This is a genomic window from Aliivibrio thorii (assembly GCF_057368585.1).
This window is the reverse complement of record NZ_CM170655.1, coordinates 739,324-764,213: the sequence shown is the minus strand read 5'-3', so window position 1 is coordinate 764,213 and position 24,890 is coordinate 739,324. Positions and strand designations below refer to the sequence as shown.

The window sequence follows — 24,890 nt, the reverse complement described above, 5'->3', positions numbered from 1 at the left end:
AAATGAGGTGCCACTATGAAGAAATATATCCCTGTTCTACTTGCTCTAAGTGCAGTGTCTGGTGCCAGTTACGCAGCAACAGCACCAAAAGACAGTTCTGTTAATTATTTACAAATGCGTAATGGTGTAGCTTATCAAGTAAACCAAGAAAGCCCGTACACAGGAGCATTCGTTCAAAAATACGATAATGGACAAATCTCAACCAAAGCGCAGTTCAACAAAGGATTAGAAGTTGGCACCGAAAGTAATTGGTATCCAAATGGCCAAATGGCTTCAAAACTTAATTACAAAGACGGTAAGTTAAACGGCCAAATGCAAACTTGGTATGCAAACGGTCAAAAGAAAACAGAATTTACTTACAAGAATAATCAGCTAGATGGTCAAGCTACCCGTTGGTATGACAATGGCGAGAAGAATTTAACCATCAGCTACGATGATGGACAAAAATACGGTCAATACACCAGCTACTATGCTAACGGGAAAAAAGCGACCCAAGCCAATTATGATGACGGTAAAATCAAAGATGGTTCAGTCACTCATTGGAACAATCATGGCGATAAAGTTGAACAATTGACGTTCAAAAACCAGAAGATCGTTTCTGAACAAACATGGTTGCCAGAGAGTTAACTCTTTCTTACCTAACAAAGAATAACCTTATCAAAGCCCTTACGCTGTATCATGCTAAGGGCTTTTCTATGTCTACGTAGTTATAAATAACATAATAACCCCCCCCATTTCAACCACTGTCGAAATGGGGGGGTTATTGATTTATTCACTTTCTATCTAATTTCTTCTGCTTCTACATCTTCATGCTTGTATGCGATAAAACCATACATAGTCCAACCAAAGAAGGTTACTATCGAACCCCACATCATGGCGTCATAACCAGAACCATACAGTGCATAAAAACTGTATACCGCAGCAACTACTGCAATAAAATTCGTTTTACTCATCTCTTTTTTACTAACATGAGCGAACTTTTGCATAATAAAGATAGCTGCCATACATAGGATATAAGGCACTACGTTGGTAACCACAGCTAAATTGACTAGCGATTCAAATTGTTCATTCAATGTAGGACTAATCGTCATTAGCGATAATACCGTTTGAATAACCGTAATAATGATCATGCCTTTTACTGGTGTTCCTCGTTGATCAATTTCAGAAAATACTTTTGGGAAAAAGCCTTCATCTGCAGAGCTTTTAAATACAGAAGCAATGGTAAACTGCCAACCTAATAAAGACCCTGTACATGCGATTACAGCTAAACCGGCCACTGCTTTACCAGCCCAAGAGCCAAGCATTACTTGCCATACTAAACTGAATGGCGCGGTTGACGCAGCTAAAGCACCATTCTCAACAATACCAGCACAAATATTAGTAGATACAATATAAACCACTGCCGCAATTAACGTACCGCCAAGCACTGCGATAGGTACATTTTTCTCTGGATTCTCAACTGAATCACTGTTTGCACAGGCTGATTCTAATCCAAGGAATGCCCATAATGTCATGGCAATTGAAGCACTCACCGCCTCACCAAATGGTAAACTATGTGGATTCCAAGAGTTAACGTACATCTCAGGGCTAAACCAAAACCAACCAATAATCCCTAAACTACATACAGGTAAAATCACCCCCCACACTGTAAACGTACCAATCTGACCAGTCACTTTTGCACCACCAAAGTTAGCAGCGGTACATAACCATAAAACACCAATTGTAGCGATACAAGTTTGAATTGGCGTTAACGAAACTTCAAAAAAAGCTTGGGCGTAACCAACTGAAGTAATGGCAATGGCAATATTCGCTATTAGTAAAGATAGACCATAAGTCCACCCTGCCATGAAAGCACCTGAATCACCAAAAGCATAAGATGCATACCCATTCATGCCGCCAGGACGTTTACTAAATCGCCCACACTTAGCAAATACATAAGCTAAACTCATAGACCCTATAGCAGTCACAAGCCATGAAATAATTGAAATCGAGCCTACTTGTGCCAATTTACTTGGCAGCATAATAATGCCGGACCCGGCCATATTAATGAAAGTTAGGACGGTAAGCTGCACTACGCCCATTTTTGATTTTTGTGTCATAAGTTCACCACTGAAGTGGCGCGGAAGGAGGCTCCCACCGTGCTCATTAGTTATTAATTTGATTCGTTAAGGACGTAACAAAATGCGGTTGTTCGGCCATTTACTTCTTCTAAATAAACACCTTGAATTTCAGGAGCGAATCCTGGGAATTGGTTAATCCCTTCTTCTAACGCCAAGAAGTATTGAGTGACTTCAGGAGTCCATGCCTCACCAGGGATCACACATAGCACGCCAGGTGGATAAGGGAGAGCGCCTTCAGCTGCGATACGACCCGTAGCTGCTTTTAATTCAACGTATTCACAATCACCACGGAAATACTGCGTATTCGCTTGTTGAGGAACGACTTTCATCTCAGGGAAATAAGCTTCTCGGAACATACAACGTTGCAGTTCTTTTACATTTAACTCTCGGTACATATTGTGCATTTCAAGACACAATTGTTGAATCGTATATCCTCTATAACGCTCTTTATTAGCTTCATATACGGTTGGCAATACCACTTGTAATGGCGCATCATCTTTAACAAATTGTTCAAAACGATTAATTTGTGCCACTAACTGGTGCATTTTTGCCATATCTTCTGCTGGTGTAAGTAAGAACAGAATTGAGTTTAAATCGCATTTTTCAGGGACAATGCCATTTTCACGTAAGAAGTTAGCCAATAAGGTTGCAGGGATACCAAAATCAGCATAACCACCATGTTCATTAATACCGGCCGTTGTTAGCAATAACTTACAAGGGTCAACAAAGTATTGTTCATTTCCATAACCTTCAAACTTATGCCACGTATCTTCTGGATTAAATAAAAAGAATTTTTTCTCATTAGCAATGAGTTCGGTATCGTATTCTTGCCATAATTGTCCATCTACTTTTTCAGGAATGAACGGAATAATGTATTCACAACTGTTTAATAACTCTTTACGAGTATCTATACCAATTTTCACACATTCATGCCACAGCTTACGACCAGAAGCACCATCATGGATTTTCGCGTTCACATCCAATGCTGAGAACAACGCATAAAATGGACTGGTTGATGCATGCATCATAAAGGCATTATTGAAACGCTTATGATTACAATAGCGAGCTTGCCCTTTGATGTGACTGTCTTTTTTATGAATTTGAGACGTTTGAGAGAAGCCCGCCTGCTGTTTATGAACGGACTGAGTAACAAGTACTCCCGCATCTTCAGGCTTCAAATCCAATAACAGTGGTGAACAGTCTTTCATCATAGGAATAAATTGTTCATACCCTACCCACGCAGAGTCGAACAAAATGTAATCACATAAATGACCAATTTTATCCATAACAAAACGGGCGTTATAAATCGTACCGTCGTATGTACCTAGCTGAATAATCGCCATTCTAAATGGACGTTCTTCTTTTGCTCTTTCTGGATCGGTCTTTGCGATGAGGTCGCGAATATAACTTTCATCAAAACAATGCTCATCAATACCACCAATAAAACCGTAAGGGTTACGAGCCGTTTCTAAATAAACAGGAAGTGCGCCAGCTTGAAATAATGCACCGTGGTGATTTGATTTATGATTATTTCTATCAAATAATACTAAATCCCCCGGGGTTAAAATAGCATTACAAGCAACCTTGTTTGATGCTGATGTTCCGTTAAGAACAAAATAAGTTTTATCTGCGTTAAATACTTTTGCTGCATGTTTTTGTGCTGCACACGCATGCCCTTCATGGATCAGTAAATCACCTAGTGCAACATCCGCATTACATAAATCACTTCGGAATAAGTTTTCACCAAAGAAATCATAAAACTGCTTACCCGCAGGGTGCTTTTTAAAAAACTGACCACCTTGGTGCCCCGGGCAATCAAATGCGGCATTCCCTTGATCAACATATCGCGTAATCTTTTCAAAAAACGGTGGCAAAACTTTTGACTCGTATTTATGCGCCGCTTCGTTAATTTGTCGGCAATAATACGAGATAGATTGTTGAGTTAAGTCAATCACACTGGTTACTTTCGCATAATCACAAGAACACAATTGGCGTGTTCCATTACCACAAATAACAAACACTGGAATGCCATAACACGTTTCTTCAATTTGCTTATGTACGTTTCCCGACACATCCTCAATTGACAAAATCACTGCGCTAACATCTGTTAGCGCCACTGTATCAATAGGTCTTAATTCTCGATTAAACGTTTCAACTAACATATCAGCGAGAGGCATGAAGTAATCACCAAGATTATTACTTATCGCAATGCTTAAATTTTTCATAATTAATTTCTTCTGTTTGAATGACGGGGAGAAAATTAAAGTAATTAAAATACTAAAAACAACATAGAGAGTAATTTGTTGATCTAACTCACACTAATTACATTAATAAAAAAGACAATCATAAATGTCCAATCAGATTACTTTCATTATTAATTAAAAAGTGTTAATCGCGAACGCATATTAATAATGAACACTATTACTCATGTTATTAAAATTAACCAGAATTAACAAAAAATACACTTATGGCATCCTGTAAATATACGGTTGCATCTTTCTAACCTGTAATTTATATTCTTAAAAAAGCCACAGATTAATGGCTAAAGATTAAACATAAAGATTAATTATATTTAAATACATTACTTTAATTAAAGTTAATTTAAATATTATAGGGATATGACTATGTATAATATTAATACCCATTATAAGTTCATTGCTGCTCGATTTTTACTTGAATTGAATACTGCATATCTTTCAAAACTATTTGGAGTACCGTTATCAAAAATAAATAGGATGGAGGCTAATACTTGTAACATACCAGCGATCTACTCATACGCCCTTAACAACTTGATTTCACAAGAGGAAAATTCAAAAGGTATATATAAATCATTAGAAAATGATGATCTAGAAAGTTTTTGTCGAAAAATAGACAAAGCATCAAAAATAAACAGATTAAGTTGTTCTAAATGTCATTCAAGAAAGCTTCATGTTATGAAAATAAAAGAAGGAATATATTTTATCGAATGTATGAAATGTAAAAAAACAATGTATTCAAGTAAAGATTCGGCCGTAAGATATTACTCCTGGCAAAATAGAGGAATTTATTTATCTCATTATTTATATACAAAAAAACAAACACCAATTGATTTAAAATAGAGCTGAATTATAAATAAAGACTATAAAAAATAAGAAACAAAATACTAAAACATAAAAATTACATTCCATTTTTGGTAATTAAAATAATTTTACCTTTCTGAATTTAATATTGTTAATTTAATCCTATCATTATTTATTTCACTTAGACTTTACCAGAGTTAATGATTACTATTTTATTTATTAAAACGTTAATCATTGACTCCTCACTGAATGTGACATTCTCCTTTTATTTATCCTTGTTATAATATCATCTTTTATTTATCTATGACTAAGAAATAAACACTTAACTCTTAGAAAAAAGCTCTCCTTTTCCCTTAACATCTCTTAAACTAGCTCTCGAAAAGTAGATCAGTCTGAACATTACATTTAATTATATGAATTTATGTCATTTTCAGCCTATATTTAAGATCTCGAAAGTAAAACTAAAGTCAGGTACTCATAAATCCAATATAGGATTTAGGGTAATCAATTAAACCTTAACTAAAGGAAGTGTTAACTTATGATGAGTTTAATCTTCTTGCTTCTACTCGTTGCGATGCTCTGCGCGTTTAGTGGCAAAAAAAGTCTCAGTTACGTTTTATTTACCGCCTCTGTCATTATTGGCTTGTATTGGTTTCATCATCACGCGACAGATCCTCTGTCTATCTTACTGTAGGTGAACATATGAATAGTAAAAACGTAACCTTACTTAATATTTTGGGACTGCTTGGTATTACGTTTGTATTACTGATGGGTTCTGTACTTCAAGTTGCTTGGAATGAACTGCCTTGTCCGCTTTGTCTTTTACAGCGTATTGGCTTTGTTATGGTGATGTTTGGTTTCATGCTAAACATTATTTATGGTACACAGCAGCGACACTACGGTGTAATCCTAATTGGTGCATTATTCGGCGCAGCAACTGCACTACGCCAAGTATCTTTACACGTCATACCTGGAACTCCAGGTTTTGGTAGCCCAATCCTAGGTATGCATTATTACACATGGGCGTTTGTAATCTTTATGATGACAATTGTTGGTGTAGCCGTCTTACTTATGCTTTGGAATAAAGAATGGTCATCTGAAGTCTATCAAATGGGTACATTTGGTAAATTTGCTTGTATCTTGGCGATTGTAGCAGTGTTAATCAATGTGCTCTCTACGTTCATTGAATGCGGTCCATATCAATGTCCAGACAACCCTGTAAGCTACTGGTTATTGGATATGTTTAGCTAATCTTAGTAACTAGCAAACAATAAAACGGCACTAATTAGCTAATGCCGACCGTTTAGCTACTTGAACGATCCTCCATAGGCCTCATAATCGGTCGTAACGTAAGTTACGGCCGATTTTTTATGTCTGAATTTTCAAAAGAGTTACAAGTGACCGCAGAGTTTTGCCACGAACGTCCAATCGATGTGTTCAGTAAACATATTCCTTTGGAGTGGGTTGAAGAGGCGATTCAACAAACGGAACGAACATCGCTCCGAAAACGCCGACTACCCGCAGATCAAGCTGTTTGGCTAGTTCTAGGGATTGGGCTCCAGCGTAATCGCTCTATTCAAGATGTCTGTGACAAGTTGGAGTTGGCATTCCCTGATGTGGATGGCAAATTCACGCCTATGGCAACAAGCAGTATTATCAAGAGAAAAGAACGTCTCGGTGATAAACCTATGCGCTACTTATTTAAAACTACAGCGCAACAATGGGAGCAACAGTCAGGCTTTGATGAAGTTTGCGGTTTGAAGCTGCTTAATACAGTTTATTATTTGTAACTATCTTCTATAATCATTATTTATGTTCTTGAAAGTTCGTTTAATATTAAGGGAGCTCGAAAAGTCAGTTTGGGGTCTAGCGCAAGTGGAATTAGCCAACGTAGATTCCAAATGATATTTTCAGGAAGTTGATTTACTTGAAAAATAGAAACAACTTCTTTCTCAATGGTTTGAACGGTGTAAACTTGGTTGCTTATCATAAAGAAAAAGGATACTTCATATTCATTTTGACAAGTAATGATGGTATATAACGTCCATTCATCAGGGTGTGTTTTTACTCCTGTTTCCTCTTCAAATTCACGAACCATTGCCTCTGATGTTGTCTCGTTACACCCTACTTCCCCCCCTATGCCGTTATATAGCCCTTTTTGCCATGTCGGTTTTATTTTTTTGATTAATGCTACATTTTTAATATTTTGAGAAAACATGAACCCAGTAACATATGAAATCATACCATTGTCTCCATTGTGATTTTTATTTGTGCTTTAAATTCCCCAGAATTAATTCTAAGCGTTTTATTTCTATCTGGTCCATAAGATATATACCGTATATCTGCACTTATTTTCGATTGGATAAACGAAAGGTACTTTATTAAATTAAATGGTAAATCATCTATGCAATAATAAGTGCCATAAAGTTCAGGCCAGCTATCAAACTGTTCATAAATAGGCTCAACATGGTCGAAGTGTAGTAAAGCTTCATTTATACATACTTCTAACCCGTTAAGGCGATATCCGACACATATCTTCAAGTTTTGTATGTTAGATAGTACATCTACATTTGTTATACTTACTTCATTAACACCATTTAATTCAATTGCATGTTCAATAAGCGCTAAATCGAGCCATGCACACCTTCTAGGACGATTAGAAACAGTGCCAAATTCATTCCCTCTTTCTCTAATATAGAGAGCTTGCTCATCATTTATCTCTGTTGGCAATGGTCCATTACCAACTCTAATCATGTAAGACTTCATTACTCCTAATACATTAAGTTTTTCAGCTGGAACTCCCATTGATGTAAAACAGCTCTGAATTAATGTTTGATAAGCGACTGTGTATGGATAAGTGCCAAAGCTGTTATCAAGAAAAGTGGCTTGGGAAGACTCTAATAATACATCAGTACCATTATCTAGAAGTTTTTTGATAAGGTCATTAGTAAAACAAAAATAAGGTTGAAGCCATTTTCCCAATAGAGATAAACGGTTTAACTCCTGATAGAAACAAAGCGTTAATTCCCCACCAAAAACATTGGAAATCTGTTTGTCTTTTATTTCCCAAAGAGTTTGTAGTTTATCTTTTAGTGTTTCCTCATCAATAAGGTCTATTAGTCGTATACCAACACGATTCGATTTATCTTCAAAACAAGCACCGACACCAACACCAACAGATCCTATTTTTTTTTCTCCTTTATATACTTCTGAGGCTTTATTTAGTTGAACATGAATCGGCATGACAATATGGCATCGAGGGTCAATATAAATTTTACTATTTGGGCATACTGAATGAATAAAATCGATCTCTTGGATCATTCTTTCCATACTGATTAAAGCTCCTTGGCAAATATATAAAGATTTACCATCAGTAACTGTGGCTGGTATTTGTGAAAATGCAGCGTGCTCCCCATTAACGATAACAGTATGACCAGCATTTGCTCCACCATTAAACCTCACTATATGTTGGTAGTCACAGGCTAAAAAATCGACAAACTTCCCTTTTCCTTCATCTCCAAATTGAAGTCCTACAACGGCTTTAAGCATAAATTTCTCTCTTTTATTATATTATCAGCAAGATAAACGGCTTCTTTCAATGTCTTAGCTACAGGGATCCCTGTATTGACCAAACGTTCATAACTATAGGTACCTCCAGAATAAAGAATTGCAGGAATTCCTAATGAATATGCAGAGTTGGCATCATCTTCTGTGTCACCTATCACTACAATTTCCTCTCTCGTTACAGAGTGTTTACTCAATAAATTATGAACATGTTGCTCCAAATGTTTATGTTTTCCTTCTTTTGACAAAGGATCTATTCTTCCGTGAACATCTAAGAATAAATGGGAAATTTGAAAATTGTTTAGCATACGAACTAAAAGATTATGTTCCATTAATGAGCATATTGATTGATGTTTTCTGCTTTGAAGTAACTCCATTCCTTCATCAGCGAGTAAAGCATTAAGAATTTCTAGTTTATATATATTATTGAATATTTGACCAATTTTTCTCCACTCCTCGCTGGTTGGAGTTCTACCTAACACGTTATAGTAAAAATCATGAACAGGTACGCTATAATTTGAACGATACTCATCAGGTGTAAGAGGTAAGCAACCAATACCAATTAATGCCTGATTTGTAGCAGAAAGAGAAACATGGAAATCATTCAAAAGCGTACCGTTCCAGTCCCAAATAATGTGAGCTTTCATATAAGTCCTTTAGAATCGAAATTTTTAATATGTACTGATTACCTTCATCTAATCCAAGCATTTTTTAATTGTTCTAGATCCGGAGTCACTTCTCCTAAATCAGCTAATAAACTTAGAATAATTTGTGAGTATTCAACCCATTCCTTAACACTTGTTTGGTGCATTGTTATTTGTTCATTTTTAGTGACAAATTGATTTAATAAATGATGATGCCTAACACTCAATGGTGTTAAATAATCTAAAGAACCCGTATCAAAAACAACATCTTGATGCCTATACCCTTTGACCCTTAATAATTTTTCCCAGTGAAGTTCTATTGCTGCAATTTTGGCATTAATCTGATAATTATTTTTTAACATTTGTTGTGCCAACATCAAAGTCTTACCGGTGCCACAGTTATCATCTAAGATAAGCACGGATGTATTACTATTAATCTCTGCCCCCCATAAATTTTCACTGTTGAAGCTCGCATCGTCATAACAAGACAGTTTCACATAATTGAGTTGAGAATGATGATAAGCAGAATAAATCGAAGCACTTACTGCACCGCCAAATAATACGCCTACACATACACTTGATGCTGGCATTTGCATTACAGACAATAATGATAAAAGGTGATTATCACCTTCTAGATACGTCCTTGTTTTTTTTAATCCAAGATACTTAGGGAAATCCATAGAATAATCAGACAGAGAAGACAGCCTTTTCCCTATGAAAAAGTTAATAATTAAAACGGATAATTCTTTTATTTTATCAATATAATAATTGATTAATTTAACTTCATTGAAAGATGCTAAAATATCCAATAAACGAACCATTCCATTTAATGCGTGATCAAGTAATATGTACTTATAAGGTAAGCAATTTGTAGTATTGTATTCATTGTGATATTTTTTCACATCCATAACTAAGTCATTGCATATTAATTCAGAGTAGTATCGTTTTCCTCTTGATAATAAAAAACCATCCATTATCTTTATATTTAAATGACGTTCTAAAAAACCGTCATCAGCGATTATTAAGTTTTTAGGAAACCTTACATCACCTAAAATACCAACATCTGATAATCTAATGTGCATAATTTAATACTTTAGCTTCATTAATAAATTGACAAAGTGGAAGCTTCTTAGTATGAATTACTTGCCCTAGAATTGCCCCCTCAACCCCAATAGATTGTAAATTTTTAATATCACTTAGATTGGATATACCACCTCCAGAAACAATGGATTTATTAGTCATTTTTAGTACTTTATTAAGTAACTCTATATTAGGGTGATTCATCATCCCTCCTCTATTTATATCGGTAACTACATAGCGAGTACATCCGCATTGTTCAAGCCATTCAATAGTAGAACACAAACTACCTTGTAATTTATTCCAGCCTTGAGTCGTTAGTTGATAGTTAAAACCGACTAGTTTAGCATCTAATGCGATAGCTACTTTATCCCCATATTCTTTTAAAATTAACTCACATAGCTTTGGTTTATCAAAGACCATTGAACTAATGTTTACTCTTGTACATCCTGCACTTATATACTTATCTAATTGTTCAATTGTTCTAATTCCGCCACATATTTGTGTTTTCATTTTAATATTTTTGTTCTCAATAATACTGACAATAATATCACTGTTATCTTTTTTACCTGATGCGGCATCAAGATCTACTATATGAATCCAATCAGCGCCTAAATTTTGATAAGCAAAAGCTATATCTATAGGGCTTCCTATCTCTTTTATTCTATTCCCTTTTTTTTGTGTTATTTCTATTGCTGATTTAGACGTTAATGCTTTTCCTGAAACTATGTCTAACGATGGATATAATTCAAAGATGCTCATTAATTCTCCTCATCTAAATTATTTTTATATATAGGCCTATCATATAAGCGACAAACTATCATATTTCGTTAGGTAATAAATTAGTATTATGATATTAGAGTTTCCCTTACTACCATATGACAATGAAGTGATGAATAGTTTTAACCTAATTTAAATTAAAACGTAATCGCGATCGAAAAGAAAGACTGCCAATAATTTGTTTTCTAACGATTGTAGATCGCTTCAGATTAACGGCCTTTATAATATTCTAATTATTATTTGATACAGAATAACTTTTCTCAGCCTAAAGAGGGGACTAGATTGATAAGACTTGGACTAGACCCTGTTGCGTCTAGTAAAGGAAGACGAATAACAAATTCGTCTTTTTCATTTTTAGAGATTAAAATCAGAGTGCTTGAGTTATAGTAGCTATAATAATCTTTAAAGTAAAAAGGCAAAGTCATAGTTCGATACCCTTCATTTAACTTAAAAACAGCTTGAATTTGAGGGTCATTAATATCAGCTAAATCAAAAGTTTCTCGGAGAAATGTATAAAGTTGTGGGCGCTTATTTTGTTCATTTTTAAAGGGCGTTGTAAAATTGAGTAGATCTGAGATGTTTGGTGCGCGTGAATCAACGTATTTTTCATTACAAATTTGATCTAAATCAGAAAAGTATGGATCAATACTTGAGTCTAGTGTTATCTGTTTCCATCTCTTTGATTCAAATATTTCTTCAGTAGCAAAACTAGAAAATGAAGAGATGAGCAAGATACTTGATAACAGTAATCGTTTCATATATATCCTTTTTTATTTTTCGATAACATAAAAAATAATGAGGGGCTGTTTTATTTGCTCTAAAGCCCCCCTAATGGGAACGCTCCCAATATATATCATTTTTATACTTTGCCACTATAGACAATATCTATAGTTATTGTGAGATATTTACCATATTAGTAATAAATGCAAGTTTGATTTTATATCTTCCTCAGTATATGTAATAAACATTTTCTTAAGCTATGCAATGGCTAGGGTGAGATCGTGAACGTTTTTTAGTCAATTTAAGGATCGATTTGACGATCACATTTAGTTGTGATCATATACTTCCTTTTTAGGGAGAGCATCATGCATATTGACCATTTTAAAAAGCATTTTCACACGGTCACTGACCAACGCCAAAGTGCGAAAACTACTTATTGCCTGTTTGAGGTTCTATTTGGCTCTTTATGCTCGGTAATCGCTGGAGCTAAAGGGTGGTTCGATATTCGTGAATACATCCTTGGCCATCATGACTGGTTTAAACGCAATGGATTGTTTTAAATGAAATTACGGCAATACCTGAACTAATAAAGATGCTCGACATAAAGGGAGCATTGATAACTATCGATGCAATGGCATGTCAAACCAAGATAGCAAAAGTCATTACTGACAAGGGCGGAGACTACTTACTTGCAGTAAAAAGCAATCAAGGAAAGCTTCGTAAAGCAGTAGAAAAAGCATTTTCAAAAGAACGAGCAAACCTAGCAGATACTGTTGTTTTTGAAGAAAGTCATGGACGCATCGAATCACGTCAATGTTATGTAGTAGGGAGTAAAAAACTTGAGGGTGACTTCAGTCGTTGGGCTAGCCTAAAAAGCATAGTAATGGTTGAAAATTTTCGTTTTGAGGAAGGAAAGAAACTAGATTTAGAGTACCGTTAAACTGAGTGCAGAGCAGGCTGCTAATGCGGTTAGAGAGCATTGGGGTATTGAATTTATGCATTGGGTACTTGATGTTAGTATGAATGAAGATGCGTGTCAGATATACAAGGATCATGGCGCAGAAAACGTAGCTTGCTTGCGCCATATGAGTCTGAATATGCTTCGAGAAGAGCCAACTAAACTTAGTATTGTCGGAAAGCAGAAACGCTGCATGATGAATACTTCTATGTTAGAGGCAGTATTGAACGCTGGTTTTAATAGTATGGCTAAAATCTAAACACTCATGCGGTCGCCCTGATGCAATGGCACGACGAGATGTTGAGATATTATTACTGCTATATGAAAATAGAGTTACGCTTAATTTTCTAGGAATTTAAAATAAAGTGTGATCGCGCCCTGAAAAGGGCGCAAAACTTAAGACTCACTTACTTTATTATTAATCCATAGCTACTTTTACTCGTTAAGATAATAAAATAGTCACCCTGTTTATTTCGTTGTAATATGATTTTCCCAGTCACGATAATAGCTTGAACGGAATATATAAAAAGGGGAGTAATAACTAGTACTTGTTGCCCCATATACATATGCCCACTCTTTACTTATCGGATCCTGAACTTCATCAAACCCTGCCCCTGACCAACTTTCATAAAAATGTCTAGAAAACTGATGACGGAACTGTGAAAGAAAATTGTTTTCAGGAGTGCGTGATGGTTCCCACTCACTATTAAAGTAAGATCGTAAGTTATGACTAGGTATATTTTTTACACCAAATTCTGTCGTTGAGCTAAAAGATGAGTCTCCTGTTAGAATCGGACCCGCTATATTTATAGGTGGTATGTTTAACCTTCTCTCTTCTCGGTAGCGTTCATAATATTCAACAATATCTAAAAAAGGATTCTCGGGAGAAAACAACCTCTCAGTCATCTTGACAGCGTCTTCATAAAATGGGCCAGGGGTCGTCGCAATACTAAAGTTCAAAAAAGAAAAAACCAAATGGGGATGGATATATGAAGTCCCGACTCTTACCGACTCAGAGAGAGCCCAGTGTTCAAATATTGACTCTTTAATGCTCTCTGTTCGACGATAAGCTTCCCGTTCAAAATCGCTCCCTTCCGCTCCTACTTTTTGAATAAGAAAGAAAAAAGCCGCCGTCGTTTGTTCAAGAATACGTTCTTCATTTAAGAAAATATCATAACCTATAGGAGAAAAAAGAGAAAAAGCACCATGTCGGTTATAAGTATTCGATTGTGCATTGGCATATTGAATTAAGCGTTGCAGCACGCTCCACTTGTCATCCTCATGAAGTAAAAAAAAAGGAAGGCCTCTTTCTACATTACTCTCTTTCATTAATTCTTCGAATACATTTAATATACTGTGAGAGAGAAGATTGACCGCTTCTCGGTATTTTTCAAGTTCAAATGATAGTGATTTTTCAGTGTTAATAAAATTATAAACCGAATGATTAATAACATCAGAAGTAGCCGCACTATTACCTTCTATTTTTGCGCTAAGTTTACTTAACTGTGCTTGTTGTTTTCCGGCTAGATTCGCTAAAAAAAGCTGATTAGTTACAATACCTCCAGTGCCAACAAAAGGTTCAGCCAAAAGAGCGGGGAAGGTACTTTCAGATAAAATAGGCGTAGTCACACTTAAATGATTAATTTCACCGATAAGAGGCCCAATATTAACATCTGCAAAATTGATAGAAACAGAAGTAAATTGACTCGAACTTCCAGCCCCAAAAATTGGCCAATCCCCATCGCCATAAAGAGCATGCGCCTCTTCAATTAGATAGACTAAATTAAGCCAGCGTATACTTGGGTTACTTAAGCGATCGTTTAATCGATAGATAGCTTCTGTACGCAATTTTGCCGTTTCAACATAATACTCAACCATTGCCGTATTTAAATTTATCGCTCGGTTACTTGCTTGTATTAAATCATCATTATCAGATGAACCTGAGATGTTAACTCGACTCTCCTTTGGATCAACAGCGTCAACAATTGCGGTTACCGTTGACATAACATCACCTAATGCGCCTAATGAAGCAGTAATCCCTTTTAGCATTTTCATACTTTTCATTAACGACTTTAATCGTAATGTATTTTTTTCCCCTCTTGCTGCTACAGACAATGATTTCTGTAATTGAACATGTTGTTTTTTAATATCCTTAAGCTCTTCAAAAGCAGAGGTTAGTTCATTCTTTACATTTAAAGATTCTGACTTCCAACTGTGAAGTAAAGGCATAGTATTTTGTTCTATTCGTTGAAGTTTAAACAGTTTTTTTCCTGTAATCTTCGCCTCTTCAGCGCTAACTTTAGCCCTTTTTAATTTATCTTCAGCCGCCCTAAGTCGATCAAGCATTTCTGATGCACTAGCTCGTTGGCTCTCAGGAAGAAAAGAAAGAGCCTGTTTGTATTCTTGATAAACATCCGAATTTAATTGCTCTAGGATAAGTAGAGAGCCTTCACTTGTGTCTTTTAATGCCCCTACCATAGAGTTTGTCGTTTTAAAACTGGTTGCTGCCGCTTTAAATGCTGAGCTTTGGGCTGGTTTAGAGACTGCATTTTGAGCCACTCTTTCCACCTGAACAAATTCATCACTTAAATCAAGTTTATTCCCTAAATCGACGAGAAAGTCATTCATATCTATATTACGAGAATATAAATATGACTGATAATTCTCTATTGAATAATGATAGCTACTCAAATTACCAAATACTGGTAAGGCTATAAAAAATAAACTCATTACTAATTTTAGTCTCATTTCACTTACCTAAACTTAAAGCCCGCACATAATATACGATTAGATATGTGACAATTTAATGACCTAAATAAATGCATGATATGTTTAGCGGGTTTAGTAAATCAGCGCTCTACCAATACACTGCAAGCGTTACCTCTTTTCCATTTAATTAAATATGACAATTAACTCTAATGTAAAAATCAGACCTAAACTAATTGTAATATGACTCTCCCTAAATCTAAGCGCGTATTGGTAATTGGAAAAATCAAGAAACCGATTAATAATAACTGCCTTAATAAATCTAGTAAATACATAAGACTGCGCCAAAGCTGCCTTATTTTACAGGTAGATATATGAAAAACCTTGACATACACTCCTAAAATTTTATAACAGACCATTTTTATTTATGAAGTGTATTAAGTTGGTATTTATGAGTAGCATTAAGCATGAAATTGAAAACTTGATGAAAGGTACAAATGAAATAACAGCGTCGATATATGATTTTAAGAGAGAGCTGCCATTTATTTCAACGCACCCTACTTTTTATCATGAAGGTTTTTTTTATATCCTATCCTCAGAACTGGCCAGGCAAACATATTATTACGACATTGGTGGAAAAATATCTGTAATTATCATCAATGAGGCGACAGTAAAGGGAAATTTATACTCTCGAAAAAGAGTGACATTGGAGTGTGAAATTAAAAAATTAGAAAAAAAAGAGCTAATACGGAGTATGTTTGAAAAATAGCTTGGTGTTTTTTCTTCGGGGATTTTCGATGTTGATGATTTTAAATTATTTATAATAAAGCCAATTAAAGGTTTGTATTTTAGAGGTTTCGGCCGAGCATTTGAGTTTATATCAGACTGTGTTGAAACTATACATGTTAAAGAGCCGCACAAAACTAAAAAAGGTAATACAATGGCAAAAATACTCAAAAAAAGTTTAACTATAGAAAAGTGATAATCAGTACGAAAAAGTAAGCTATAACTCGAGTGAATCAAAAGATATACGAATTAAAGTTGAAAAAATTGAACAACATCATGATTACTTTTAGTTCGCAGAATATTAAATAATGAGAGCCTCATTATAACTAAGTTTAAGGTGATTCTTATCGTTGCCATTACCACCTAAAAAAATGAGTAGCAGTTAAATCAATAAATAGATCAACATCGTATTAATAAATATAATACTTCCAATTAGAAAGCTTATTTCTTAGATTAATCTAACTAACAAGAAGGAATTATTGCACTAAAAAACGGCCCCCCTTTTAAAGAAGTGCCGTTTGATTATTTAATGACGGTTTCTAATGTAACTCTAGCTTAATTATTTAACGCTAGTTACCCGGCTAACACGTTCGCCAGTAAATGACGCAGAACGAATTTGAACGTCACCCGTTACTTTTGGTTTGTTCGCATTGTCGTATGCAGCCCATGTTTTACCGCCATCTACAGAGTATTGTAGTGTTACGCCAGGGAATGAAATATTCATGCTTAGTTCGCCGTTTGCAATTTCTGCACCTGGGACTGGTAGACGGTAATCAATGCCCGCTCTTTCAAGCTTAGCTAATTCACGTTGACCCATAGTGTTTGCAAAGTTCGTCCAATCAGTAAGCTGTGCTTTCTTATTCACTAGGTTTGTTTCTAGAGAGTATTTAACACCTGCTTTGTATTCATTTTCCCAAGATGCTTCATGCCATGCACGCTCTGCTGCTGCGATAACACGTGGGAATACCATGTATTCATATTGCTCATCAGTACGTACGGTTTCAGACCAAAGTTGTGCAGACAGACCGTAGAAAGGTTTCTTAGGTGTTACTGTACCTGCACTTTCAAAGCCGTTACCGTCACGGTCAACTGATGTTTCCGCATTTTGAGGTAGGTTTTCTGGTGCAAAACCGAACATCTTACGTGTATCTGTTGCACGAGTTGCCCAGTAGTAGCCACGCTCTTTTGCGTCAACTTCATATGGGAAATCCATGTAAACGTAATCTGGGTTAGAGATAACTACGTCGTAACCTTTTTCAGCCCACTCGTACGCTGAAGCACCGCCGCCCCAGTATAAAGTATCCCAGAAGTTTGCACGTACTGATTCAGTTGCGAATGCATTAGCGCCTTCAGAATATTTCAGACCATCTTGCCACGCTTGAAAGTGTGGGATGCCTTTAGCTGCAACAATTTTAGATACTTGCTCAGCAAAATGGCTTGGTAGATGTTCGAAATCTGCAACTTCACCGCTTGCAATCAGAGACTGACACTGTGGCGATTTTTCAAATGGGAAGTCTTGCTTAGATAAGTCTAAGTCACCTTTCCATGCAATTTTTTCTTCATCGTTGATGTCTTGGAAACCAGCGTGAAGTTTGATGTTTTTCGCTTCATCACCACCGAAGTGCCATGTTGATAGAGGAACACCTGCCGCTTTGTGCATTGCTGCAACTTCAGTGATCACTTTATCTACAAATGTTGAAGATGAATCTAAACATGGGTTAATGAAGCTTTGTTTATTGTAGAACTGAACCGTTGTTACGTTTGATTCGTCTTTTGGATCCATCAGGCGGTATTGGTTCGCCTCTTCCATCTTACCTTCAGCAGCAAGACGCGCGTAACGAGCTTCCATTGACATAACTGCTGCACGTGAGTGAGCTGGCATATCGATTTCTGGAATCACTTCAATGTTACGGTTTTTCGCGTACGTTAGGATCTCTAGGTAATCTTCTGTTGTGAAAAAACCAGAACCAAAGTTATCTGAATCAGCACCTGAACCTAGCTGAGGCAGTAGACAAGATGTTTCTGACTCATCAAAACAACGATTACCACCGATGTCAGTTAGTTCAGGAAGACCAGGGATCTCTAAACGCCAACCTTCATCGTCCGTTAGGTGAAGATGTAATTTGTTAAGCTTGTATGCTGCCATTTGGTCAACTGTCGCAAGAATCGCTTCTTTTGAGTGGAAGTTACGAGCAACATCAACCATTACGCCACGGTATTCAAAACGTGGAGCATCTTCTACGTTTAGAGTCGGGATTTCTGAACTATCTAGGCTTACTAGTGCTAATAAAGATTGCACGCCGTAAAATGCACCGGCTTCATCAAATGCTACAACCGTAGTTTTGCCTTCAGTTACATCTAGTTTGTATGCACCAGATACGCCATCTTTAAATTGGCTCTTATCTACAGAAACAGATACAGGGTATTCACCTGAAGTTTCTAGCCCTAGAAGTTCAGCACGTTGATTTAATGCAGCAAGTTGGTCTGCATCAATGCCATTAGCAGTGATCGAGATACCTTTTGCTAAATCAACCGTTTTATTCGTTAGTGTCGTCTTTAAAGGCGTTGGAATAATGTGAGCAGATGCATCTACTTCAGCTACATCAGCATTTTTCTCAAAACGTGTATTAGCTGTTGCTGTTACATTATTATCAGTAAGTGTGCGCTTTAATTGAACGCCGATGATTTCATCTACATATTCGCCAGTATCTTCAGTATCCAAAGAAATGATATTACGAGCTTCAGCACCTGGAGCCGTTACAAATGCACCAGGCATGAAGTCAGTTTCAAATAACTGCCAGTACTCAGCTACCAGTGGAAGAACTACTTCTTCGCCAGCAGCAAAACCATCAAACTTATCTGTTGGTTCAAGTTTGTGTAAATCACCCGTTACACGAGTAATCTTAAATTGGTCATTTTCAACATCTAGAATTAAACGAATGCTGTGAAAATAGATTGTCCAATCAGCAGAATCAACCGCTTCACCAGTGTTGGTGATTGTCATGTTTACTTTGTTACATGATGCCCATTCAGCCTGAAGTTCTTTACAAGCAAGGCCGTCATCAGCGCCTTGGTTAGTAATCACTGTGTAGTTAATATCTAGGTTTTCAGCCAGCTGGTTAACTGTTGATTGTTCAGAAGAAGTAGAAGAACAAGCCGCTAAGCTTGCCATAATAACAGTAGAAAGAAGGGTTCTTTTCAACATGATTCCATTCCTAAAAATAAAGTAATTAAAATTCAAATCTGGAATTACAATACAAAAGTTTTTTAGTTTTACAAATTAAGATAAATCCAAATTATGCTTTGAATCACACTTAATTCTATATTTCACGGTATAAATTAAAATAATGAGAGTTACATCAACCTATAACAGAACGGAATACTAGCAGCCCCACTAAAAATATAATTATCATTATGTGAGGTAACCCACAATAACCCCCAACTAACTGAGGTACAAAATAAAAATTTAAGATCAGCAATACACATTACAACCCCAAGATACTTAATTCACAGTGAAATAAAGTTTTACATGTATGTGTGTATTTACTTAAAACTTTATTTTTCTATTTACATTTTGACTTCATAAAAGTGCAATCGATTGCACTCTCAATTTTCAAAGAGAGCAATGTAACAATAATTAATTAAGGAGATTTAAATCACTAAAAATCACAGTTAAAGACATTATGATAGGTGATTAGCAAATAACCGATATTATAGGTATAACCATGAGTACATTAATTGCCATTGCGATTACTACAGGCATTCTTTCAGGTCTTTGGGGCTGGGTAGCAGTAAGCTTAGGATTATTAAGTTGGGCTGGTTTTCTTGGTTGTACTACCTACTTTGCATCCCCTACCGATGGACTAAAAGGCATAGGGTTAAGTATTGCTACTAATCTTAGTGGTGTCTTCTGGGCTATGGTCATCATTAAACTTTCATCAATGGTAAGCCTAGAGATCATTGGTTATGTTATTACAGCTATTGTTGCTTTCTTTATGTGTGCACAAGCAAAAAAGAGTTGGTTAAGTTTTATTCCTGGTACCTTTATTGGCTCATGTGCAACTTTTGCGTCAAATGGTAACTGGCAACTTGTTATTCCATCTCTAATCTTAGGGGTTGTCTTTGCATATGCAATGAAGACATCTGGTTTGTGGCTAAAAGAAAAATTAGAAAATAATAAATTAATGGCAGTGAGCAAAAATTAAAGAAAAATCCCAATTAAGAAAAGCCTCTAACTAATCTAATGATAACTCGTGGGGCTAATTACAAAATTTATAACGCAGATATAATCGATTTTAACAAGCAGGAATGATCAAATACTTATGTAGATTGGTATTATTCATCCTTGAATATCTTCCTGAGCTTCTAGCGTTGTAAAGTGACAGGATTGATTTAAACACATTTCATAACTTTAAAAACAATCACTTATGAGACATCTTTGTAAATATATTCAAAAAAGAAGATTATTTTATAACTGACAAATACAAAAACGCCGCTTGATATTGCTATCAAGCGGCGCTCTTAAAGGTGGCTCCCTTTGCTGGACTTGAACCAGCGACATACGGATTAACAGTCCGGCGTTCTACCAACTGAACTAAAAGGGAACAGGTATTTCATCTCATAAAGAGAAAACATGGTGCCGACTACCGGAGTCGAACTGGTGACCTACTGATTACAAGTCAGTTGCTCTACCTACTGAGCTAAGTCGGCACACTATATCTTTTGTCATCATCAAACTAACTTAGCTCAACAATGGAATATGGTGGAGGGATAGGGATTTGAACCCTAGAACCGCTATTAACGGTTGCCGGTTTTCAAGACCGGTGCTTTCGACCACTCAGCCATCCCTCCACGGGACTCTATCTGAAGCATCTGCCTCATCAAGTGATGTCGCGCATTATAGAGAAAATGAGATCAGGCGCAAGCCTTTTTTTGAAAAAAAATGTTCGTTTGATTAAAAGTAACTCTAATTGATTGATTTTTATTAAAATTGAATAAATAACCGACAACTATCAAATGGTTATAGATGAAATACAATTACGTCCATTTCCTTTCGCTTTATACAATTCTTTATCTGCCGTTTGTAATAACAAAAGCTCAGAGTATTCATCTTTACTTTCTGCTAAAGCGACACCAATACTAATACTGACTTTTTGATGGAATGAGTATTCATGAAGGATATCTAAGTTATAAATACATTGGCGCAATAACTCTGCCGTTTGTTTTAATTGCTCTAGATCAGTATCAAATTGAATAAGAGTAAACTCTTCACCTCCATATCGATAGACTCGATCGGTTTGTCTTTGCAGTGCTCCCATTAACGCTCTTGATACTCGAACCAGTGCTTCATCTCCTGCAGAGTGACCATAGTTATCGTTAAATTGCTTAAAATGATCGATATCGAACATAATGAGGCCAACATTTACTCCCAACCTGCGCCCTTCAGCCCATTTACTTTCTAAATCCGAATCAAACATACGTCGATTTAATAAGTTAGTTAACCCGTCTAATGAGGCATGCTTTTCAAGTAAATCCGACTTCAACTTTAATCTTAATTGATTACGAACTCGTTTCTGTAAAATAACCAAATTAAAGGGTTTGGTAATAAAATCTACTGCTCCTAAATCCAAAGCACGAATTTCATCTTCTGTTGAGTGGTTAACGGTAATAACAATGATGGGAATGTCTTTTGTTTTATCGTCATTTTTTAACCTTTCAATGACTTCAAAGCCCCCCATAATAGGCATATGGATATCCAGTAGAATTAAATCAATCTCCTCTCTATCGATAGCCTCAAGAGCTTCAATTCCATTTTTAGCTACAATAGAAGTCAAAGGTTTCAATAAATGCCGTAATACCTGACTACTTATTGGCTCATCTTCAACAATCAATATTTTTTGTTCTACTAACATACATCCCCTATTTTTATTACCTACATCAACCCATTATTTTTTATAGGTTAACTGAAGTTTTGCAATTTTTTCTTGAAGAATTTCTCTTCTAAAAGGTTTAGGTAAGTAATCATCCATTCCACTATCAAAACATTTTTGGATGTCATCGTCCAATATTGAGGCCGTTAACGCAATAATAGTAGTAGTAGATGTCATGTTTTCGTTTTCTTCCAATTGTCGAATAGCTTTAGTGGCTTCGAAGCCATCCATTACTGGCATCATACAATCCATTAATACCACTAAAGTTTCGTCATGGTAACGTTTATATAATTCAACCGCTTCTGCACCGTTATTTGCTATTTTGTATTCAATACCCAGCATCTTAAGGTTAATAGAAGCGACTTGTTGATTCACTTTATTATCTTCAACAATTAGAACCATCCCTGACTGTATTTGCGGCCCCCTCTTTTCAACGTCAGCCTCTGCATTTTCATATGAACGCTCAAACACTGAGCACAATAGATTTTCGAGACGAGCTCCTAATAGGGGATAAGTAACATAGCCATTAACACTTTCGATTTCTAGATTCGTATCCGTGTTATTCCTAATCAGTATGATAGGTAATGTTGGGTATTTTTCTTTCACTAGATCAACTTGATCTAAAAAGTCTTCTTTTTCTAATACAATTAAAGACTCTGAGGTTTCTTGAACTTTAATCTCTTCAACTGAGTACACTTTTTCTATGCTATAACCGTATTCATTCACTTCGTTAATTAGCAGCTCTTTAGGCGATTTAGAGCAATAAATAATCGTTTTATTCTCTCTATTTTTAGCACTCTTTTGAGGAGAATGATCTTTTTCTAATTCAAGAGAGAAATAGAACTCACTGCCAACGCCTTTACTTGATTTCAACTTAATTTCATCCCCCATCATTTTGATCATTTTTGATGAAATAGCCAAGCCTAACCCTGTACCACCATAGTTCTTTGATGTGTCATCATCTTCTTGTTTAAATTCTTCAAATACTTGGTCATGCTTATTTTCTTCAATCCCTAACCCTGTATCTTTAACTGAGAAAAAATATTGGTAAGTCGTCTCTGTTTCTTCTTTGAGTGATAGTTCAAATGAAATAGATCCAGCATCGGTAAATTTGACTGCATTTGACGCTAAGTTCATCAATACTTGTCTGATTTTTTGTTCATCCGCCTTGACGTAAGTAGGAAAGTGTTCGCTCATGATTATCTTTATATTTACCCCTTTTTGCTGTGCTTTAGGTGCAATCAAAGCGGCGGTATCAAAAATAACTTCTTTGAGTTTACAACTGTGTACATTCACTTCGATATTGCCAGATTCAATTTTAGATAAATCAAGCACATCGTTAATTAGCATGAGTAATGTTTGAGATGATGCGTTTATCGTTGCTAGGTAATCTTTTTGGATGGCAGTCAATGTAGATGCGGACAATATTTCAGTCATTCCAATAATGCCATTAAGCGGTGTTCTTATTTCATGAGACATATTCGCCAGAAAAGAGCTTTTCGCTTTATTGGCTTTTATTTCTTGATTTTGCGAGCGTATGATCCGTTTTTCTAAACGAGAAGTCATCACAACGACGCCACTTAGAACACTCACAATAAGACAAAAAAGAACAACGGACAGTATTTGGCTATAGAGATAAAATCGACTGATTTCTTGAGTGATTTGTAAGGAAACAGTATCAAATAAGACATTTAATCGTGCCTCTATCGCATGTACCGCCTTACGCAATTCTCCATGTAAGCCTAATCGGTGATTATAACCAGCTATGGCGTGAATGCTTTGAATATTAGCAAAACTATTTTTAAAAATTAGATATTGGTAACTTACCTTATCATTATTAAAGCGAGCGATATCTGCTCCCATAATCTCAATCAGTTGAAATATTTGATCGCGTTCATACAGAATGGTTGCTTCTTCTTTTCTTGATATATTGGAGTAAAAATCATAAACCTTTTCTTGTAGTACAAGCATGGTTTTATTTAATGCCAAATTATTCAGCGATAATAACCCTTCTTCTAGACTGATTGATTCCTTTTTTAGCTGCTCAAATAACCCTTTTTTATTCCCCTCCCCATTTAGTATACTTAAAAGTTCAGTTAATTCATGAAACGAGTCCCCATACTTATGGATGTCTTGTATTAACTCTAAACTGTTACCGCCTATATCAATTTCCTCAATCACGAGTACTCGATAAATTTGGGCTAATCTTACCTCGAAATGTTCAATTCCAACTTCTAAGCGATCATGATATTTCACCTCGTTTCGACTTATAAAATCTTTTTCATATCGACGTAACATTAACATGTCATTTTTAGCGAGATTTATTTCTAATTGCAGTTCAGTGAGTCGCTCTTCATGCTCATGAAATTGATAATTCATATAAAAATACATCAGTAAAAGTGTCGTAATGATGATTCCAGCCATCTGCAGCAACAGCTTTATAGAAAGAGAAGTTAAACGTTTCATGCATATCCTTATGACACTTCTAGTGATAAAGATAGTCTAGGATACTTTCTCATAATAAAAAAAACCTTGGCCTCTCTTTA

19 protein-coding genes, 3 tRNA genes and 1 pseudogene are annotated in these 24,890 nt (G+C 35.8%); 8 read left to right on the top strand and 15 right to left on the bottom strand.

Annotation, left to right across the window (positions count from 1 at the left end; all coding sequences use genetic code 11):
* Positions 1-15 precede the first annotated feature (15 nt).
* Positions 16-627: a toxin-antitoxin system YwqK family antitoxin gene (locus AC2IP4_RS17525; RefSeq protein ID WP_375319901.1), complete on the top strand. Its 612-nt coding sequence runs from the start codon at positions 16-18 to the stop codon at positions 625-627.
* A 152-nt stretch (positions 628-779) separates the two neighbouring features.
* Here AC2IP4_RS17525 and potE read toward each other — a convergent pair whose 3' ends face one another.
* Together potE and speF are read right to left on the bottom strand one after the other, a co-directional pair.
* A complete protein-coding gene (gene potE / locus AC2IP4_RS17520; protein WP_375319902.1) occupies positions 780-2,099 on the bottom strand; it encodes a putrescine-ornithine antiporter in 1,320 nt (439 codons plus the stop codon).
* A gap of 53 nt (positions 2,100-2,152) precedes the next feature.
* On the bottom strand, positions 2,153-4,345 hold the full coding sequence (gene speF, locus AC2IP4_RS17515; protein WP_375319903.1) for an ornithine decarboxylase SpeF: 2,193 nt from the start codon (positions 4,343-4,345) through the stop codon (positions 2,153-2,155).
* A gap of 399 nt (positions 4,346-4,744) precedes the next feature.
* Here speF and AC2IP4_RS17510 point away from each other — a divergent pair, with 399 nt between their 5' ends.
* The 4 genes from AC2IP4_RS17510 to AC2IP4_RS17495 all read left to right on the top strand — a co-directional run bounded on the left by AC2IP4_RS17510 (position 4,745) and on the right by AC2IP4_RS17495 (position 6,969).
* Positions 4,745-5,218, top strand: a complete 474-nt coding sequence (locus tag AC2IP4_RS17510; protein ID WP_486307330.1) for a hypothetical protein — start codon at positions 4,745-4,747, stop codon at positions 5,216-5,218.
* A gap of 499 nt (positions 5,219-5,717) precedes the next feature.
* On the top strand, positions 5,718-5,873 hold the full coding sequence (locus AC2IP4_RS17505) for a DUF5993 family protein (RefSeq protein ID WP_219843872.1): 156 nt from the start codon (positions 5,718-5,720) through the stop codon (positions 5,871-5,873).
* 8 nt (positions 5,874-5,881) lie between these two features.
* Positions 5,882-6,430, top strand: coding sequence for a disulfide bond formation protein B (locus AC2IP4_RS17500; RefSeq protein ID WP_105055669.1), 549 nt, complete (start codon positions 5,882-5,884; stop codon positions 6,428-6,430).
* Positions 6,431-6,549: 119 nt separating this feature from the next.
* Positions 6,550-6,969 (top strand): transposase domain-containing protein, encoded by a 420-nt coding sequence (locus tag AC2IP4_RS17495; protein WP_486310774.1) that lies wholly within the window; start codon positions 6,550-6,552, stop codon positions 6,967-6,969.
* 20 nt (positions 6,970-6,989) lie between these two features.
* On the opposite strand, the gene AC2IP4_RS17490 is transcribed toward AC2IP4_RS17495, so the two are convergent.
* The 6 genes from AC2IP4_RS17490 to AC2IP4_RS17465 all read right to left on the bottom strand — a co-directional run bounded on the left by AC2IP4_RS17490 (position 6,990) and on the right by AC2IP4_RS17465 (position 12,002).
* Positions 6,990-7,421, bottom strand: coding sequence for an NUDIX domain-containing protein (locus tag AC2IP4_RS17490; RefSeq protein WP_375319905.1), 432 nt, complete (start codon positions 7,419-7,421; stop codon positions 6,990-6,992).
* Positions 7,418-8,728, bottom strand: coding sequence for an adenylosuccinate synthetase (locus tag AC2IP4_RS17485; protein WP_375319906.1), 1,311 nt, complete (start codon positions 8,726-8,728; stop codon positions 7,418-7,420). Before AC2IP4_RS17485 ends, AC2IP4_RS17490 begins: the two co-directional genes overlap by 4 nt.
* On the bottom strand, positions 8,710-9,390 hold the full coding sequence (locus tag AC2IP4_RS17480; protein WP_375319907.1) for an HAD family hydrolase: 681 nt from the start codon (positions 9,388-9,390) through the stop codon (positions 8,710-8,712). The genes AC2IP4_RS17485 and AC2IP4_RS17480 overlap by 19 nt, the downstream gene beginning before the upstream one ends.
* A 44-nt stretch (positions 9,391-9,434) precedes the next feature.
* A complete protein-coding gene (locus AC2IP4_RS17475) occupies positions 9,435-10,469 on the bottom strand; it encodes a hypothetical protein (RefSeq protein ID WP_375319908.1) in 1,035 nt (344 codons plus the stop codon).
* Positions 10,459-11,226, bottom strand: coding sequence for a 1-(5-phosphoribosyl)-5-[(5-phosphoribosylamino)methylideneamino] imidazole-4-carboxamide isomerase (locus AC2IP4_RS17470; RefSeq protein ID WP_375319909.1), 768 nt, complete (start codon positions 11,224-11,226; stop codon positions 10,459-10,461). Before AC2IP4_RS17470 ends, AC2IP4_RS17475 begins: the two co-directional genes overlap by 11 nt.
* 278 nt (positions 11,227-11,504) lie before the next feature.
* A complete protein-coding gene (locus AC2IP4_RS17465; RefSeq protein WP_375319910.1) occupies positions 11,505-12,002 on the bottom strand; it encodes a hypothetical protein in 498 nt (165 codons plus the stop codon).
* A 327-nt stretch (positions 12,003-12,329) separates the two neighbouring features.
* Between AC2IP4_RS17465 and AC2IP4_RS17460 the strand changes: the two are divergent.
* Positions 12,330-13,181, top strand: a pseudogene (locus tag AC2IP4_RS17460) (ISAs1 family transposase).
* 209 nt (positions 13,182-13,390) lie between these two features.
* Here AC2IP4_RS17460 and AC2IP4_RS17455 read toward each other — a convergent pair.
* Complete coding sequence (locus tag AC2IP4_RS17455; RefSeq protein WP_375319911.1) at positions 13,391-15,670, bottom strand: hypothetical protein; 2,280 nt, start codon at positions 15,668-15,670, stop codon at positions 13,391-13,393.
* A gap of 409 nt (positions 15,671-16,079) precedes the next feature.
* Between AC2IP4_RS17455 and AC2IP4_RS17450 the strand changes: the two genes are divergently transcribed.
* On the top strand, positions 16,080-16,397 hold the full coding sequence (locus AC2IP4_RS17450) for a hypothetical protein (protein ID WP_486307329.1): 318 nt from the start codon (positions 16,080-16,082) through the stop codon (positions 16,395-16,397).
* Between the two features lie 576 nt (positions 16,398-16,973).
* On the opposite strand, the gene AC2IP4_RS17445 is transcribed toward AC2IP4_RS17450, so the two are convergent.
* Positions 16,974-19,619 carry a beta-N-acetylhexosaminidase gene (locus AC2IP4_RS17445; RefSeq protein ID WP_486307328.1) on the bottom strand — a complete coding sequence of 882 codons (2,646 nt, stop codon included), beginning with the start codon at positions 19,617-19,619 and terminating at the stop codon, positions 16,974-16,976.
* Between the two features lie 520 nt (positions 19,620-20,139).
* On the opposite strand from AC2IP4_RS17445, the gene AC2IP4_RS17440 reads away from it, so the two are divergent.
* Positions 20,140-20,619 (top strand): DUF1097 domain-containing protein, encoded by a 480-nt coding sequence (locus AC2IP4_RS17440; RefSeq protein ID WP_486307327.1) that lies wholly within the window; start codon positions 20,140-20,142, stop codon positions 20,617-20,619.
* Positions 20,620-20,942: 323 nt separating this feature from the next.
* Here the strand turns inward: AC2IP4_RS17440 and AC2IP4_RS17435 are convergent.
* The 5 genes from AC2IP4_RS17435 to AC2IP4_RS17415 all read right to left on the bottom strand — a co-directional run bounded on the left by AC2IP4_RS17435 (position 20,943) and on the right by AC2IP4_RS17415 (position 24,810).
* Positions 20,943-21,018: transfer RNA gene (locus tag AC2IP4_RS17435), tRNA-Asn, on the bottom strand.
* Positions 21,019-21,048: 30 nt separating this feature from the next.
* Positions 21,049-21,124: transfer RNA gene (locus AC2IP4_RS17430), tRNA-Thr, on the bottom strand.
* Positions 21,125-21,174: 50 nt separating this feature from the next.
* Positions 21,175-21,265: transfer RNA gene (locus AC2IP4_RS17425), tRNA-Ser, on the bottom strand.
* Between the two features lie 161 nt (positions 21,266-21,426).
* Entirely contained in the window at positions 21,427-22,326 is a 900-nt protein-coding gene (locus AC2IP4_RS17420) for a diguanylate cyclase (protein ID WP_375319914.1), read from the bottom strand.
* A gap of 33 nt (positions 22,327-22,359) precedes the next feature.
* The gene (locus AC2IP4_RS17415; RefSeq protein WP_486310773.1) at positions 22,360-24,810 is read right to left on the bottom strand and encodes a hybrid sensor histidine kinase/response regulator; all 2,451 of its coding nucleotides are present in this window, start codon (positions 24,808-24,810) and stop codon (positions 22,360-22,362) included.
* Positions 24,811-24,890 lie beyond the last annotated feature (80 nt).

Bases quoted from the DNA above. Each gene is read 5' to 3' on its own strand.
- AC2IP4_RS17525 (WP_375319901.1), top strand. From the start codon at position 16: ATGAAGAAATATATCCCTGTTCTACTTGCTCTAAGTGCAGTGTCTGGT.
- potE (WP_375319902.1), bottom strand. From the start codon at position 2,099: ATGACACAAAAATCAAAAATGGGCGTAGTGCAGCTTACCGTCCTAACT.
- speF (WP_375319903.1), bottom strand. From the start codon at position 4,345: ATGAAAAATTTAAGCATTGCGATAAGTAATAATCTTGGTGATTACTTC.
- AC2IP4_RS17510 (WP_486307330.1), top strand. From the start codon at position 4,745: ATGTATAATATTAATACCCATTATAAGTTCATTGCTGCTCGATTTTTA.
- AC2IP4_RS17505 (WP_219843872.1), top strand. From the start codon at position 5,718: ATGATGAGTTTAATCTTCTTGCTTCTACTCGTTGCGATGCTCTGCGCG.
- AC2IP4_RS17500 (WP_105055669.1), top strand. From the start codon at position 5,882: ATGAATAGTAAAAACGTAACCTTACTTAATATTTTGGGACTGCTTGGT.
- AC2IP4_RS17495 (WP_486310774.1), top strand. From the start codon at position 6,550: ATGTCTGAATTTTCAAAAGAGTTACAAGTGACCGCAGAGTTTTGCCAC.
- AC2IP4_RS17490 (WP_375319905.1), bottom strand. From the start codon at position 7,421: ATGATTTCATATGTTACTGGGTTCATGTTTTCTCAAAATATTAAAAAT.
- AC2IP4_RS17485 (WP_375319906.1), bottom strand. From the start codon at position 8,728: ATGCTTAAAGCCGTTGTAGGACTTCAATTTGGAGATGAAGGAAAAGGG.
- AC2IP4_RS17480 (WP_375319907.1), bottom strand. From the start codon at position 9,390: ATGAAAGCTCACATTATTTGGGACTGGAACGGTACGCTTTTGAATGAT.
- AC2IP4_RS17475 (WP_375319908.1), bottom strand. From the start codon at position 10,469: ATGCACATTAGATTATCAGATGTTGGTATTTTAGGTGATGTAAGGTTT.
- AC2IP4_RS17470 (WP_375319909.1), bottom strand. From the start codon at position 11,226: ATGAGCATCTTTGAATTATATCCATCGTTAGACATAGTTTCAGGAAAA.
- AC2IP4_RS17465 (WP_375319910.1), bottom strand. From the start codon at position 12,002: ATGAAACGATTACTGTTATCAAGTATCTTGCTCATCTCTTCATTTTCT.
- AC2IP4_RS17455 (WP_375319911.1), bottom strand. From the start codon at position 15,670: ATGAGACTAAAATTAGTAATGAGTTTATTTTTTATAGCCTTACCAGTA.
- AC2IP4_RS17450 (WP_486307329.1), top strand. From the start codon at position 16,080: ATGAGTAGCATTAAGCATGAAATTGAAAACTTGATGAAAGGTACAAAT.
- AC2IP4_RS17445 (WP_486307328.1), bottom strand. From the start codon at position 19,619: ATGTTGAAAAGAACCCTTCTTTCTACTGTTATTATGGCAAGCTTAGCG.
- AC2IP4_RS17440 (WP_486307327.1), top strand. From the start codon at position 20,140: ATGAGTACATTAATTGCCATTGCGATTACTACAGGCATTCTTTCAGGT.
- AC2IP4_RS17420 (WP_375319914.1), bottom strand. From the start codon at position 22,326: ATGTTAGTAGAACAAAAAATATTGATTGTTGAAGATGAGCCAATAAGT.
- AC2IP4_RS17415 (WP_486310773.1), bottom strand. From the start codon at position 24,810: ATGAAACGTTTAACTTCTCTTTCTATAAAGCTGTTGCTGCAGATGGCT.